Genomic DNA, 13,959 nt, shown 5'->3' with positions numbered 1-13,959 from the left:
GGCGGCGGGTCAGATCTTCGTGTGGCCGAACTCGTCGACGCCGGTCTCGTCGGTCCGGGTGGCGTCGAACTTGTGGCTGTGCCGGTAGGCGACGTCGCGGAAGCTCCAGGTCACGAACCCGAGGAACGTGAACACCGCGGCCGCACCGAGCGGGAAGATGAACCGGGGCACCTCGGCCGTGGTGGGTTCTCCGGCAGCGAGCAGCAGGTGGATCATGGGCGCTCCGATCATTCCGATGGGGTGTGGCGGTGGCCGCGCCCCAGTCTAGCCGCGCACCTGACCGTGTCCGCGCACGATCCACTTCGTGCTCGTGAGCTCCGGCAGCCCCATCGGCCCTCGCGCGTGCAGCTTCTGCGTCGAGATCCCGACCTCGGCCCCGAACCCGAACTCACCGCCGTCGGTGAACCGCGTGGAGGCGTTCACCATGACGACTGCGGAATCGACCTCGGCGAGGAACCGGTCCGCGTTGCGGAGGTCGTTCGTGACGATCGACTCCGTGTGCTGGGTGGACCACCGGGCGATGTGCGCGATCGCGGCGTCGAGGTCGGGCACGACCCGGACGGACAGGTCGAGCGCCATCGATTCGGTGCCCCAGTCCTCCTCGGTCACGGGGACCGCCTGCGGGACGAGCGCGCGGGTCGCGTCGTCACCGCGCAGGGTGACCCCCGCCTCCAGGAGGCGCGCCGCCACCACGGGCAGGAGGCGCGGTGCGGCGTCCTGGTGCACGAGCAGCGTCTCGAGGGCGTTGCAGACGCTCGGACGCTGCACCTTGCTGTTGAGCACGATGTCGACCGACCAGTCCTCGGGCGCCGACGCGTCCAGGAACACGTGGACGACGCCCGCACCGGTCTCGATCACCGGGACCTGCGACTCCGTGACGACGGTCTGGATGAGGCCGGCGCTGCCGCGAGGCACGAGGACGTCGACCAGCCCCCGCGCCCGCATGAGCTCCGTCGCGCCGTCGCGGCCGAACTCGTCGATGGTCTGCACGAGCGCGCCGGGCAGCCCCACCGTGGCCACGGCGTCCTGGATGCGCTCGACGAGCACGGCGTTCGTCCGGGCGGCCGCCGAGCCGCCGCGGAGCACGACCGCGTTGCCGCTCTTGAGCGCGAGGCTGGCGATGTCCACGGTGACGTTCGGCCGTGCCTCGTAGATCGCCCCGACGACCCCGAACGGCACGCGGACCTCGGTCAGCTGGAGTCCGTTCGGCAGGGTCGAGCCGCGCACGGTCTGCCCGACGGGGTCGGTCAGCGTGGCGACGTGCTCGACGGCGGACGCCAGCGCCTCGATCCGCGTGGGGTCCAGCCGCAGGCGGTCCAGGAGGCCCGGCGCGAGCCCGCCCTGCTCCCCCGCTTCGAGGTCGTGGGCGTTGGCCGCGACGATCTCGTCGGTGGCCGACCGCACGGCCGCCGCGATCGCGCCGAGCGCGGCGTTCTTGACGTCGGCGGTCGCCGTCACGAGGGCCGGTGAGGCCGCGCGCGCAGCGACGAGCTTGTCGACGAGCGTGGGGCGGACGGCGGTGGTTGCCATACCCGGATTGTAGACGGAGCGGCCGACGGGAGGCGGTGCCACCGACCCGCGCTACGCCTGTGGTCCGGCGGCGAACCAGGTCCCGATCGCGTCACCCGTGAGCGCGCGGTCGACGAGCGCGGTCGCGGTGACGAGGACGCTCGTGCCGGCCTCGGCCGCGAGGCGGGCGGCCGCGACCTTCGTCCCCGCGCCCCCCGTCCCCACGCCTGCGACGCCGACCGAACCGAACGTGACGCCCGCGAGGTCGTCACCGAACGGGACCTCCGCGATCCGCTCGGCGCCGGGCTGCTCCGGCGGCTTCGTGTAGAGCGCGTCGACGTCCGAGAGGAGGACGAGGACGTCGGCACGGAGCAACCGCGCGACGAGGGCGGCCAACCGGTCGTTGTCCCCGAACCGGATCTCGTGCGTGGCGACGGTGTCGTTCTCGTTGACGATCGGCAGGATCCGGAGCGCGAGCAGGCGGTCCATCGCCCGCTGCGCGTTGACCCGGTGCGTGGGGTTCTGCAGGTCCCCGGCGGTCAGGAGCACCTGACCGGCGACGATCTCGTACCGGCGCAGGCTCCGCTGGTACCGGTACACCAGGACGTTCTGCCCGACGGCCGCGGCGGCCTGCTGCGTCGCGAGGTCGTCGGGGCGGGCGTCGAGCGCCAGGTACGGGAACCCGGTCGCGATCGCCCCGGACGACACGAGCACGACCTCGGTGCCCCGGCCGTGCGCGGCGGCGAGGGCGTCGACGAGGGGTTCGATCTGCCCGGCGTTCTCCCCGCTGATCGAGGACGAGCCGACCTTGACGACGATCCGGCGCGCGGTCGGGACGTCGGCACGGGTCCGGACGGGCGTCGGCTCCGCGCGCGTGGTCGTGCTGTCGGTCATCGCTGCGGCACTCCTGTCGTGTCGGTTCGTGGTCCTGCCGGGTGCTCGGGGCGGGCGTGGTCGGTCAGTCGGCGTCCGGCTCGGTGTCGTCGTCGCCCGCCCAGAGTCCGGCGACGCGCTCGCGCTCGAGCTCGGCGCGCGCCTCGGCCTTGGCGTCCATGCGCTCGAAGTACTCCGCACGGCGCTGACCGCGGGTCGGGCGGGGGTTGAGGTCGAGGCGGGAGTCCGTGCCGCGTGCGCTCGTGATGAGCTCGGCGGTCGAGGTGAGTGTCGGCTCCCAGTCGAAGACCATGCCGCCGTCCCCGCCGATCACGACGGTCGAACCGGCCACCGCGCCGGCCTTGAAGAGGTCGTCCTCGACGCCGAGCTTGGCGAGTCGGTCCGCCAGGTAGCCGATGGCTTCCTCGTTGTCGAAGTCCGTCTGCTGCACCCAGCGCTCGGGCTTCGCCCCGCGGATCCGGTAGAACCGGTGCTCCTCGCCACCCTCGGCGCGGACGGTGTACTCGGTCTGGTCGACCGCCCGGGGACGGAGCACGATCCGCTCAGGCTCGGGCTGGGTGGCCTGCGTGACCCGGGCCTGTTCGACGATGTCCGCGAGGGCGAAGGTCAGCTCACGGAGTCCAGCGTGCGACGCGGTCGAGATCTCGAACACGCGGTAGCCCCGCGACTCGAGCTCCGGCCGCACGAACTCGGCGAGCTCGCGGGCGTCGGGGACGTCGATCTTGTTGAGGGCGACGAGCTGGGGACGCTCGAGCAGCGGTGTCTGACCGGCCGGCACGGGGTACCGCTCGAGTTCGCGGAGGATGACGTCGAGGTCGCTGATCGGGTCACGGCCGGGGTCGAGCGTCGCGCAGTCGATCACGTGCAGCAGGGCGCTGCACCGCTCGACGTGCCGGAGGAACTCGAGGCCGAGTCCGCGACCCTCCGACGCCCCCTCGATGAGGCCGGGGACGTCGGCGACGGTGAACCGGACCGATCCCGACTCGACGACGCCGAGGTTCGGGGTGAGCGTCGTGAAGGGGTAGTCGGCGATCTTCGGCTTGGCGGCGGAGATCGCGGCGATCAGGCTCGACTTGCCCGCGGACGGGAACCCGACCAGGGCGACGTCGGCCACGGTCTTGAGTTCGAGCCGGACGTCCCCGGTCTCGCCGAGCGTGCCGAGGAGCGCGAACCCGGGGGCCTTGCGCTTCGGTGTGGCGAGGGCGGCGTTGCCGAGGCCACCCTGACCGCCCTGCGCGACGACGACGCGCATCCCCGGGCGGTCCATGTCGGCGATCTGCTCGCCGCGCTCGTCGTACACGACGGTGCCGACGGGCACCGGGAGGTCGAGCTCCTCGCCGCTCGTGCCGCTGCGCATGTCACCCATGCCGGGCTGTCCGTTCCGGCTGGAGCGGTGGGGCGACCGGTGGTACCCGAGCAGGGTCGTGACCTGGGGGTCGCTGACGAGGACGATGTCCCCGCCGTTCCCGCCGTTGCCGCCGTCGGGCCCGGCGAGGGGCTTGAACTTCTCGCGGCGGACCGAGACGCAGCCGTTGCCGCCGTTGCCCGCGGTCAGGTGCAGGGTGACGTGGTCGACGAAGGTGGCCATGGTGTCCTCACGGAGCTGGTGCCAGGGGCGCCGGACCGAGGGCGCCGCACCCGGCGGGAAAGCGAAGAAGGGCGGGCACTCGGCCCGCCCTTCTCGTGGGGTGTGTCGTCGTGCGATCAGGCGTTGACGATGTTGACGACCTTGCGGCCGCCCTTGGTGCCGAACTCGACGGCGCCCGCGGTGAGCGCGAAGAGCGTGTCGTCGCCGCCACGGCCGACGTTGGCGCCCGGGTGGAAGTGGGTGCCACGCTGGCGGAGGATGATCTCGCCCGCGTTGACGACCTGTCCGCCGAAGCGCTTCACGCCGAGGCGCTGCGCGTTCGAGTCACGACCGTTGCGAGTGGAGCTCGCACCCTTCTTGTGTGCCATTGTTCTTCCGCCTTACGCGATCTTGGTGATCTTGACGCGGGTGAGCTCCGAGCGGTGGCCCTGACGCTTCTTGTACCCGGTCTTGTTCTTGAACTTCTGGATGACGATCTTCGGGCCGCGGAGGTCGTTCAGGACCTCGGCGGTGACCGTCACGCCGGCGAGGTCACTCGCCGCGGAGGTGACCTTGTCGCCGTCCACGAGGAGCACCGGCGCGAGCTGGATGGTGCCGTTCTCGTCGCCCTTGATGCGGTCGATGTTCAGGACGGTGCCGACCTCGACCTTTTCCTGACGGCCGCCGGCGCGCACAACTGCGTAAACCACGTGGAATTCCTTACGTACTCTGCTGGAGGGAAGTCTGCGGTGCCGTCGCCGACGCGGTCGACGCGGGCATGAGGCCTCGCGGACACCAACAACCAAGGGTACTCGATGGCTCCCGGTCCGGTCAAACGCGCGCCACGCCGTAGGCTCCTCCGGGTGACCGTGCTCATCGACCCTCCCGTCTGGCCCGCGCACGACACGGTCTGGTCGCACCTGGTGAGCGACGAGTCCTACGACGAGCTCCACGCCTTCGCGGCCCGCGCCGGCCTGCCCCGCCGCGCGTTCGACCACGACCACTACGACGTCCCCGCGGCCCGGCACGACGAACTCGTCGCGCTGGGGGCCCTCGCCGTGTCCGGCCGGGAACTCGTCCTCCGGCTCATCGCGAGCGGACTCCGGGTCCCGCAGCGCGACAAGCGCTCCGGGCACTGACCCGCTGCCCGGGCGCCTCAGCGGTCCCGGTCGACCTCGTCGGTCGCACGCCACTCCTCGGGAACCGACGTCCCCGTCGGCCACGGGCCTCCCGACCGGGACGCATCGGCCGTCCACGCGCCTCCCGGCTGCGCTGCGCCCGTCGGCCACGCGCCTCCCGGCTGCGACGCACCCGTCGGCCACGCGCTCCCCGGCTGCGACGCACCCGTCGGCCACGCGCCTCCCGGCTGCGACGCACCCGGGCGCGGAGCAGCCGCATGCCAGGCTGGCGCCTGCGGCGGGATCGTGGCCACCGGCACGGCGTCGGCCGGCGGGACCATGCCCGGCATCCCCGGACGGCCGGTGCGGCCTCGTCGCCCTGGACGTCCGGACCACAACCAGACGAGCGTGCAGGCCGTGACGGTGAGCGCCGTGTACTCGACGCCGCGGGACACGGGGTCCGTCAGGATGTCGGTGAGCAGGTAGGTCCAGTCGAGCTCGCTCACCGCGTGGACGAAGCCCTCGAACACGCCGACGACCATGATGCCCACGGTCCCCGCCGCCCCGGCGACGATCGCCCGGAGCACGATCGTCGGCAGTGGACTCCGTCGCGTCACCGGGGTCAGGAACGCGAGGACGACGAACGCGACGACGTAGAACGCCAGTGGGTCGAGCAGCCACGTGACGAGGAAGTACCCGAGCGGCGTGCCGGTGAAGCCCTCGTCGCCGAAGTCCATCGCGCCCGCGTAGGACAGGGTGCCGAGGAACTCGGACAGGGACGACACGAGCAGGACCGCCGCGACCACCGCGATGGCGAGCGCCGCGGCGGCGACTCCAGCTCCCGAGCGCTCCCGAGCGAACACACTCGTGGGGCTGCTCCTCCGCCATGCGGGAACGGCGCCCGGGAGCCCGATGCCGGGGCCGGGTACTCGCGGAACCGACGGACCCGGAACCGACGGACCCGGTACGGACGCCCACGACGGCGCGGGGCCGGCCGCGCCCGGCATCCGGTGGTGGTCACCCTGGGACGCGGCACGGCCGTCTCTCGGGAACCCGGGCGCTCCCCCGACCGGCTGCTGGTGGTCGTCGGTCGGATCGGACACGCGGGCTCTCCTCTGCGGTGGCGGTGGGCGGCCGCGGCACGCGGCACCGGTCGACGGTCAGGAAACGCTACCGCGGAACGACGAACGCGACCCCGCCCCGTCGGGGGGAGGTCGCGTTCGTCATCGGCCGCGTCGGCCGTCTGCCGGGAGGCCCGGGCTCAGTCCCGCGCTGCGGTCACCGCCCGAGGATGACCGGCCCGCCGTCGGGGTCGCCCGCGTCGTCAGCACCGCCGGCGTCGGTTGCGCCGCTGGTCGTCGCGGGTGCGCTGATGCTCCCCGACGTCACCCTGCGGGACCGGTTGCGCCCCTGGCCGGGCTGCTTCGGCTCGGGGAGCGCCTGGAGGACGGAGTCCAGGAGGGACTCGGCCGCCTCGGTGCTCACCGGCCGGGGCTGCCGGACCGGCGCCGCGGAGAGCGGGATGTCGAGGATCGCGACGGACTCGGTCGGGGACACGGTCGCCGTCGTGCTCACCCGACGAGACCCCGTCGACGCCGGCTCACGGGTCGCCGACACCGGTTCGGGCGTCGCCGGTTCGTGCGGCGCTGCGGGCTGCTGCCGTGTCACCTCGGTCGGCTGCTCCACGGTCGCGTCGGCGGACGGAGCGTGCTCGGTGCGCTCGGTGCGCTCCTCCCGGTCGGCACGCTCGTTCCGGTCGGCACGCTCGTTCCGATCGCCGCGCTCGTTCCGGTCCCCGCGACGGGAGCGGCGCTGCGATCGCGTCGTCCCCGTACCGGCGTCGGCCTCACCCGGTGTGGCTCCGCTGGCGCTGTCCAGAGCCTCCTCGAGCTGGCTCGCGCTCGTCGGCGCGGTGCCGCTCGCGGCCGTGGCAGCGGCGTCGTCGTGCGGGATGGTCGATGCGGCGATCCGCGAGAGTGCGTTCTTGACGTCCTCGGTGATCTGGTGCGCCTGCTGCGACGACTGCTGGCCGTTGCCGCTGCCGTTGCCGCTGCCGTTGCCGTTGCCCTGGCCACCGCCGTTGCCCCGGCCCTTGCGACCGCTCCGGCCACCCTTCGGCGAGGACTCGTTCGTGTTGTCGTTGACCTTGGCGTTCACCTCGGCGAACGACTCCTGCAGGCCGACGCCGATCTTCTTGCGGGTCATCTGCACGAGGCCGAGCGAGGTGACCTCGGCGACCTGGTGCTTCGTCCGGTCACGGCTCAGGCACTCGACGAGACGGCGGAGCACGAGATCGCGGTTGGACTCGAGCACCATGTCGATGAAGTCGACCACAATGATGCCGCCGATGTCGCGCAGTCGGAGCTGACGCACGATCTCCTCGGCCGCCTCGAGGTTGTTCTTCGTGACGGTCTCCTCGAGGTTGCCCCCGGACCCGACGAACTTGCCCGTGTTGACGTCGACCACGGTCATCGCCTCGGTACGGTCGATCACCAGTGAGCCGCCGGACGGCAGCCAGACCTTGCGGTCCAGAGCCTTCTCGATCTGCTCGTTGAGCCGGTGCTCCTCGAACGAGTCGGGGCCCTCGTAGAGCTCGACGCGGTCCTTGAGGTCCGGCGCCACCGCGGAGAGGTACTCGTCGATGACGGCGCGGGCGGCATCACCGTCGATGATCAGCTTCGAGAAGTCCTCGTTGAAGACGTCGCGCACGATCTTGACGAGGAGGTCGGGCTCGCTGTGGAGCAGCACCGGCGCCTGGCCGTTCTGCACCTTGTTCTGGATCACCTCCCACTGGCTCGTGAGCCGGGTGACGTCGCGCGTGAGCTGCTCCTCGGTCGCTCCCTCGGCCGCGGTGCGCACGATGACACCCGCGTGCTCCGGCAGGACCTCCTTGAGGATCTTCTTGAGGCGCGCGCGCTCGGTGTCGGGCAGCTTGCGCGAGATCCCGTTCATCGAGCCGTTCGGCACGTAGACCAGGTAGCGCCCCGGGAGCGAGATCTGGCTCGTCAGGCGGGCGCCCTTGTGGCCGACCGGGTCCTTCGTCACCTGCACGAGGACCTTGTCGCCGGGCTTGAGCGCGAGCTCGATGCGGCGGGGCTGGTTGCCCGTCTCGACGGAGTCCCAGTCGACCTCGCCCGAGTACAGCACCGCGTTCCGCCCGCGGCCGATGTCCACGAACGCGGCCTCCATGCTCGGCAACACGTTCTGCACCTTGCCGAGGTAGACGTTCCCGATGAGCGAGACGTTGTGGTTCTTCGTGACGTAGTGCTCCGCGAGGACGCCGTCCTCGAGCACGCCGATCTCGATGCGGTCCGCCTGCGAGCGGACGATCATCTGGCGGTCGACGCTCTCGCGGCGGGCGAGGAACTCGTCCTCGGTGATGACCTGACGGCGGCGACCGGCGTCACGGCCGTCACGGCGACGCTGCTTCTTCGCCTCGAGCCGGGTCGACCCCTTGATGCGCTGCGGCTCGGTGATGAGCTCCGGCTCGCGCTTCTGCTTGGGCTGCCGCTGCTGCTGCACGCCCGAGTCGTCGGCCTGCTGGTCGTCCTGCGCGGCGGCCCCGCGACGACGCGATCGACGGCGGGTGCTCGGCGACTCGACGAGGTCGCGGTCACGGTCGCGGTCACGGTCGCGGTCGCGGTCGCGGTCCGGCTCGTCGTCCGGCTGGAACCGCTCGGGCAGGTCCGGCAGCACGGGCGCATGGAAGATGAGGCTCGTCGTGCTCGTCGCGACCGGGTACGTCGGGGCGGGTTCGCCCGCGGACTCCTCAGCCGTCGACGGCTCGGCCTCCGGCTGCCCGGCGCCGGTGGGCTCCGCATCCGGCAGATCGGTGACAACCGACCCCGTCGCCTCCGGGGCGAGGTCGGCTGCCGTGTCCTCAGCGAGGCCGAGGGGCACCGCCTCCGTCGCCGTCGCGACCGCGTCGACCATCGTCGTCACCGACACGGCCTCGTCGACCACCGTCGTCACCTGCGCGGCCTCGTCGATCACCGTCGTCACCTGCGCGGCCTCGTCGACCGCGGAGGTCACCGAGTCGCCCTCGTCGACGACGACGCGCGCGGCGTCCGGGGCGTCGATCGACGCCACCGGTGCCGAGAGCTCGCCGGGGTCCTCCGCGTCGGACGCGGGCGGCGTGACGGGCGTCGCCCGGGCCTCCCGGTCGGCGACGTGGTCGTCCGGTCCGTGGGACCGTGCCCGGCGGCTGCCGAACAGGCGCCCGCGGCGCTTCGTACCGTCTTCGTTGTTGTTGTCGTTCTGCTCCACCATCGACTGGTGCACTCCTCAGCCCGGCCTGGTCAGCATGTGACCGGCGGGAATCCTCGGCGGGCGGCGACTACGCCCCCGCGCTCGCTCCAAGCGGCCGGTGCCGCTCCGTACGGGGCAGCACCACGGTCGCGCGCGCCCTCTCACGGCGCTTCGTTGTCCGGGCACCGGGCCCGGAAAGCTCTTCGTCATCGGCGGTACGGGACCGTCGACCCATCGATTATCGCACGCCCGCCCATGGGAACGCCGAACGTGCATGCGATGATGGCGCTCGTGACGTCCCGCGAAGCCCTCCGTCGTCCACCCGTGGCCATGGCCGTGTTCCTCCTCGTCACCGGGGCGGGCGGGTTGTACGGCGCCTTCCGGCTCGTCGTCGACGAGTACCAACTGCTGGAACACCCCAAGCAGGCACTGGGATGCGACGTCAACCCCTTCATCAGCTGCTCGAACGTCATGGCGAGCCACCAGGCACATCTGTTCGGGTTCCCGAACCCGATCCTCGGCGTCTCGGGGTTCGTGGCACCGATCGCCGTCGCGGTGATGCTGTTGGCCGGCGTCGTCGCGGCCCGCTGGTTCTGGGTGGCGTTCAACGCCGGGGTGTTCCTGGCCTGGGTGTTCGTGACGTGGCTCTTCACGCAGACGGTGTGGTCGATCGGTGCGCTCTGCCCCTGGTGCATGCTCGTCTGGTCCATGACGATCCCGATGTTCTGGGTGTTCACGTGCTGGAACCTGGCGCGGGGGAACCTCGGCGAACGCGGACATCGGATCGGCCAGGCGGTCCTCCCGTTCTCCTGGCTCATCGTGCTCGTCAACTACGTCGTGATCGTCCTCGTGATCCTCATCATGTTCCCGACGCTGCGGGCCATCCTCTTCTGATCGCGTACGACCGGTCCGCACCGCGACGCCGGCCTGATGTCGACGCCCCGCGCACCGGCGTCGATGACGCGTCACGCACTTCTGGGAGGTTTGTCAGCCGAGCCGCGCTCGACCCCCTCCAGCACCCGTTACGGTTGTTGCCGATGAGCACCGCAGGCGACAACTCCTCCAAGAAGGCACGGCGCGAAGCAGCCCGCGAGCACGCGCGGGCGATGCGCGAGCGAGAACAACAGCGCAGACGCCGCAACCGGCTGTTCCTGCAGGGCGGCATCGGCCTCGCCGTGCTGGCCGTCGCCGCGATCGTCGTGCTCGTCGTCGTGAACTCGATCCAGCCCGCGGGCCCCGGCCCCAAGAACATGGCGAGCGACGGCATCCTCCTGCACGGCAACGGCAAGTCGATCACCGCGGTCACCACGGGTGCGACGAAGGCCGGCGCCGAGCCGACGGCCACCAAGACGGCAGCCCACAAGGACACGATCAACGTCGTGATCTACGAGGACTACATGTGCCCGTACTGCAACCAGTTCGAGACGACGAACATGACCCAGATCAAGCAGTGGGTCACCGCCGGGTACGCCACGCTCGAGCTCCATCCGTTCGCGCTGCTCGACGCGAGCTCCCTCGGCACCAAGTACTCGACCCGCGCCACCAACGCCGCCGCCTGTGTCGCGAACTACGAGCCGAACAAGTTCCTCGCCGTGAACCAGCGCTTCTACAAGAAGCAACCGAGCGAGCAGACCAAGGGCCTGACCGACGACCAGATCGTCCGCCTCGTCAAGGCCGCTGGCGCGACGAACGAGAACATCCCGAGCTGCATCCACAACGGCACGTTCAAGGGGTGGGTCGCCGACGTCACGAACCGGACGCTCAACGACAAGATCCCGAACTCCGACGTCAAGAAGCTCACCGGCACCCCGCTCGTCCTCGTCAACGGGCAGCAGTACACCGGGTCGCTGACCGACACGTCGGCGTTCTCGTCGTTCGTGGAGCAGGTCGCCGAACAGGCCGTGGGTTCGTCGGGCAGCTCGACCGCGACGCCGACCGCCACGCCCTCGGCGGGCTGATCGCACGGTCGCCGCGGGCCAGCCCCGCGGCGACCGTCAGCCGTGCGACGACGGGCCGTCCCGATGGGGGCGGCCCGTCGTCGTTCCGCCTCGGGTGTCCGCTCGCTCCCCGGGGTGGTGTCGGGCCTCCCGGTCACGCGCGGTGCGGGTGCTCGTCTCGACGGCGCGGGTGTCGGACGACAGGGGTGACGTCGTCAGATGCCCGCGCATCGTGTGCGTGCGGAGACGGCGACAGGCCCGTTGTCGGACGACGACGGGCCTGTCGGGAAGACGCGGAACAGCGGGTCAGGCGAACCAGAGACCGAGCTCGCGCGCGGCGGACTCGGGCGAGTCGCTGCCGTGCACGAGGTTCTGCTGCACCTTGAGACCCCAGTCGCGCCCGAGGTCGCCGCGGATCGTGCCCGGCGCGGCCGAGGTCGGATCGGTGGTGCCCGCGAGCGAGCGGAAGCCGGCGATCACGCCGTTGCCCGTGACGCGGACGGCGACGATCGGCCCGGACTCCATGAACTCGACGAGGGGCTCGAAGAACGGCTTGCCCTGGTGCTCCTCGTAGTGGGCGCTGAGCAGGTCACGGGACGCCGTCAGCATCTTCAGGTCGACGATCTCGTAGCCCTTCGCCTCGATGCGGCGGAGGATCTCCCCGGTCAGCTGTCGGGCGACGCCGTCGGGCTTGACGAGGACGAGGGTCTCTTCGAGGTCGGACACGCATTGCTCCCTGGGTTCGGGGGTGGATGTGGTCGGTGTGCGGCGGCGACGGTCAGGCGCCGGCGTCGGTGCCCGGTGCGGGGTCCTCGCCGAGGGCCGCCGCGCGGGCCGCATTCGTCCGGTCGAGCTGACCACCCTTGACGAAGCAGTAGATCCAGAACGCCAGGAACATGGCGCCCACGACGAACATGAACGGTTCCACGAAGCCGGTGGCGATGATGGCCGCCTGCAGCAGCCATCCGAACCCTACACCGGCGGGGCGACCGGTCAGCCGGGAGGCGATGGCGAGCACGACCATGAAGCCGAGACCGCCGCCGAACGCCGCGGCCGGCGGGAGCTCGTGTTTGCCGAACACGACGAGCATCGGGAAGAAGAACACGACGGCCTCGAGCACGAGGACGATCGACAGCAGGCTCTCGCGGGCGCCGCGCGGGGGGCGGGGACGCCGCATCCGTGTGCCGCGGGCCGGCGGGGAGGTGCGGGGAGCGTCCGTCATGCCGACTCGCCTTCGCCGTGGACCAGGTCCATGACCCGGCCGATCAGCACGATGGAGCCCGCGACGAGGACCATGGCGCCCGGCTCCCCCTCGGCCAGGTCCGCCTCGGCGTCGGCGTCCTCGGCGAGGGTCCGTGCCTCGGCCAGGGCGGCCTCGACGTCGGGCTCGACGACCAGCCGATCCGGGCCGACCTCGTCGACGACGATCGCGGCGAACGCGTCGGCGTCGAGGGCCCTGGGACCGGGCGGTTGCGTGACGACGAACGTGGCCACGACGTCCTTGAGCGCGCGAACGATGCCGCGGGCGTCCTTGTCGGCGAGGACGCCGAGCACGCCGACCACGTGGTCGGACGGGAACGCGACGGGCAGGGCCTCGGCCAGGGCCCGGGCGCCGTGCGGGTTGTGTGCGGCGTCGACGACCACGGTCGGCTGCTGGGCGATCGGCTGGAGACGGCCGGGCGACGTCGCTGCCGCGAGGCCCTCGCTGAGGACGTCCTCGTCGAGGGGCTGCGATCCGCGACCGAGGAACGACTCGACGGCGGCGATCGCCACCGCGGCGTTCTCGGCCTGGTGGGCACCGAAGAGCGGCACGAACAGGTCGTCGTACCGTCCGGCGACGCCCTGGACGCTGACGAGCTGACCGCCGACGGCCGGGGTGTCCGACAGCACGCGGAAGCCGCCGTTCGGACCGGAGGTCGCCTCGACGGCGAGCGTCGCCTCGCTCAGGGCCGCCGCACGCTCGAGCTCTCCCAGGGCCTCCGGCGTCTGCCGCGCGCTGACGACCGCCGCCGAGGGCTTGATGATCCCGGCCTTGGTCCGGGCGATCTCGGCCACGGTGTTGCCGAGCTGCTTGGCGTGGTCGATCGCGATCGGGGTGAACACCGCCACCTGGCCGTCGACCACGTTCGTGGAGTCCCATTCCCCGCCCATGCCGACCTCGATCACGGCGACGTCGACCGGCGCGTCCGCGAAGCACGCGATCGCGAGGACCGTGAGCGCCTCGAAGAACGTGAGCGGCTGCTGTCCGGCGGCGCGGAGCTCGTCGTCGGTCATGGTCAGGTACGGCTGGATGTCGCGCCAGTTCTCGACGAACGACTCGGGCCGGATGGGCTCGCCGTCGATGACGATGCGCTCTCGGATGGACACGAGGTGCGGGCTCGTCATGAGTCCGGTGCGGAGCCCGTGCGCGCGCACGATGCTCTCGATCATCCGGGCGGTCGACGTCTTGCCGTTCGTGCCGGTGATGTGGATGACCGGGAACGCGTGCTGCGGGTCGCCGAGCAGCTCGACGGCACGCCGGGTCGCGGCCAGCCGACGCTCGGGGGCTTGTTCCCCGATGCGGGCGTACAGCTCCGACTCGACCTGGGCGACGCCGTCGTCCTCGGGCCCGTGCGGCACGGGGACGCCCGCCGTCACCGGACGTGGAGTCCCGGCGACGGGCTCGCCGTCCTCGTCGTACGCGTCG

The 13,959-nt window shown here is 71.6% G+C and carries 14 protein-coding genes; 3 read left to right on the top strand and 11 right to left on the bottom strand.

Going from position 1 to position 13,959, the window contains the following annotated elements:
• Window positions 1-9: 9 nt before the first annotated feature.
• The 6 genes from DEI93_RS04250 to rplU form a co-directional block, all read right to left on the bottom strand.
• Entirely contained in the window at window positions 10-216 is a 207-nt protein-coding gene (locus DEI93_RS04250) for a hypothetical protein (RefSeq protein ID WP_111011054.1), read from the bottom strand.
• 48 nt (window positions 217-264) lie between these two features.
• A complete protein-coding gene (locus tag DEI93_RS04245; protein ID WP_111119774.1) occupies window positions 265-1,530 on the bottom strand; it encodes a glutamate-5-semialdehyde dehydrogenase in 1,266 nt (421 codons plus the stop codon).
• Window positions 1,531-1,581: 51 nt separating this feature from the next.
• Complete coding sequence (proB, locus tag DEI93_RS04240) at window positions 1,582-2,403, bottom strand: glutamate 5-kinase (RefSeq protein WP_111011052.1); 822 nt, start codon at window positions 2,401-2,403, stop codon at window positions 1,582-1,584.
• A 64-nt stretch (window positions 2,404-2,467) separates the two neighbouring features.
• A complete protein-coding gene (gene obgE, locus DEI93_RS04235; protein ID WP_111119775.1) occupies window positions 2,468-3,991 on the bottom strand; it encodes a GTPase ObgE in 1,524 nt (507 codons plus the stop codon).
• A gap of 116 nt (window positions 3,992-4,107) precedes the next feature.
• Window positions 4,108-4,359, bottom strand: a complete 252-nt coding sequence (rpmA, locus tag DEI93_RS04230; protein ID WP_111011050.1) for a 50S ribosomal protein L27 — start codon at window positions 4,357-4,359, stop codon at window positions 4,108-4,110.
• 12 nt (window positions 4,360-4,371) lie between these two features.
• Window positions 4,372-4,680 carry a 50S ribosomal protein L21 gene (rplU, locus tag DEI93_RS04225; RefSeq protein WP_111011049.1) on the bottom strand — a complete coding sequence of 103 codons (309 nt, stop codon included), beginning with the start codon at window positions 4,678-4,680 and terminating at the stop codon, window positions 4,372-4,374.
• A 153-nt stretch (window positions 4,681-4,833) separates the two neighbouring features.
• Here rplU and DEI93_RS04220 point away from each other — a divergent pair, with 153 nt between their 5' ends.
• Window positions 4,834-5,109: a DUF4031 domain-containing protein gene (locus DEI93_RS04220; protein WP_111011048.1), complete on the top strand. Its 276-nt coding sequence runs from the start codon at window positions 4,834-4,836 to the stop codon at window positions 5,107-5,109.
• A gap of 17 nt (window positions 5,110-5,126) precedes the next feature.
• On the opposite strand, the gene DEI93_RS04215 is transcribed toward DEI93_RS04220, so the two are convergent.
• Together DEI93_RS04215 and DEI93_RS04210 are read right to left on the bottom strand one after the other, a co-directional pair.
• Window positions 5,127-6,191, bottom strand: a complete 1,065-nt coding sequence (locus DEI93_RS04215) for a hypothetical protein (RefSeq protein WP_146244406.1) — start codon at window positions 6,189-6,191, stop codon at window positions 5,127-5,129.
• A gap of 175 nt (window positions 6,192-6,366) precedes the next feature.
• On the bottom strand, window positions 6,367-9,357 hold the full coding sequence (locus tag DEI93_RS04210; protein WP_111119776.1) for an Rne/Rng family ribonuclease: 2,991 nt from the start codon (window positions 9,355-9,357) through the stop codon (window positions 6,367-6,369).
• A 270-nt stretch (window positions 9,358-9,627) separates the two neighbouring features.
• On the opposite strand from DEI93_RS04210, the gene DEI93_RS04205 reads away from it, so the two are divergent.
• Together DEI93_RS04205 and DEI93_RS04200 are read left to right on the top strand one after the other, a co-directional pair.
• The gene (locus DEI93_RS04205) at window positions 9,628-10,230 is read left to right on the top strand and encodes a vitamin K epoxide reductase family protein (RefSeq protein ID WP_258372236.1); all 603 of its coding nucleotides are present in this window, start codon (window positions 9,628-9,630) and stop codon (window positions 10,228-10,230) included.
• A gap of 143 nt (window positions 10,231-10,373) precedes the next feature.
• Window positions 10,374-11,294: a DsbA family protein gene (locus tag DEI93_RS04200; protein WP_111072346.1), complete on the top strand. Its 921-nt coding sequence runs from the start codon at window positions 10,374-10,376 to the stop codon at window positions 11,292-11,294.
• 285 nt (window positions 11,295-11,579) lie between these two features.
• Here the strand turns inward: DEI93_RS04200 and ndk are convergent, their stop codons facing one another.
• Genes ndk through DEI93_RS04185 form a run of 3 tightly spaced genes read right to left on the bottom strand, consistent with a single transcriptional unit; the run spans window position 11,580 to window position 13,910 of the window.
• Complete coding sequence (ndk, locus tag DEI93_RS04195) at window positions 11,580-11,999, bottom strand: nucleoside-diphosphate kinase (RefSeq protein WP_111072347.1); 420 nt, start codon at window positions 11,997-11,999, stop codon at window positions 11,580-11,582.
• Between the two features lie 52 nt (window positions 12,000-12,051).
• On the bottom strand, window positions 12,052-12,495 hold the full coding sequence (locus DEI93_RS04190; RefSeq protein ID WP_111011043.1) for a DUF4233 domain-containing protein: 444 nt from the start codon (window positions 12,493-12,495) through the stop codon (window positions 12,052-12,054).
• Entirely contained in the window at window positions 12,492-13,910 is a 1,419-nt protein-coding gene (locus tag DEI93_RS04185; RefSeq protein ID WP_502868547.1) for a bifunctional folylpolyglutamate synthase/dihydrofolate synthase, read from the bottom strand. The genes DEI93_RS04190 and DEI93_RS04185 overlap by 4 nt, the downstream gene beginning before the upstream one ends.
• Window positions 13,911-13,959 lie beyond the last annotated feature (49 nt).

It is taken from the genome of Curtobacterium sp. MCBD17_035, assembly GCF_003234815.2.
In the GTDB taxonomy this organism is placed as follows: domain Bacteria; phylum Actinomycetota; class Actinomycetes; order Actinomycetales; family Microbacteriaceae; genus Curtobacterium.
The sequence above is the reverse complement of the archived record's forward strand: the minus strand, read 5'-3'. Positions and strand labels throughout refer to the sequence as shown.

Bases quoted from the DNA above. Each gene is read 5' to 3' on its own strand.
- DEI93_RS04210 (WP_111119776.1), bottom strand. From the start codon at position 9,357: ATGGTGGAGCAGAACGACAACAACAACGAAGACGGTACGAAGCGCCGC.
- DEI93_RS04250 (WP_111011054.1), bottom strand. From the start codon at position 216: ATGATCCACCTGCTGCTCGCTGCCGGAGAACCCACCACGGCCGAGGTG.
- DEI93_RS04200 (WP_111072346.1), top strand. From the start codon at position 10,374: ATGAGCACCGCAGGCGACAACTCCTCCAAGAAGGCACGGCGCGAAGCA.
- DEI93_RS04190 (WP_111011043.1), bottom strand. From the start codon at position 12,495: ATGACGGACGCTCCCCGCACCTCCCCGCCGGCCCGCGGCACACGGATG.
- proB (WP_111011052.1), bottom strand. From the start codon at position 2,403: ATGACCGACAGCACGACCACGCGCGCGGAGCCGACGCCCGTCCGGACC.
- DEI93_RS04245 (WP_111119774.1), bottom strand. From the start codon at position 1,530: ATGGCAACCACCGCCGTCCGCCCCACGCTCGTCGACAAGCTCGTCGCT.
- obgE (WP_111119775.1), bottom strand. From the start codon at position 3,991: ATGGCCACCTTCGTCGACCACGTCACCCTGCACCTGACCGCGGGCAAC.
- rpmA (WP_111011050.1), bottom strand. From the start codon at position 4,359: ATGGCACACAAGAAGGGTGCGAGCTCCACTCGCAACGGTCGTGACTCG.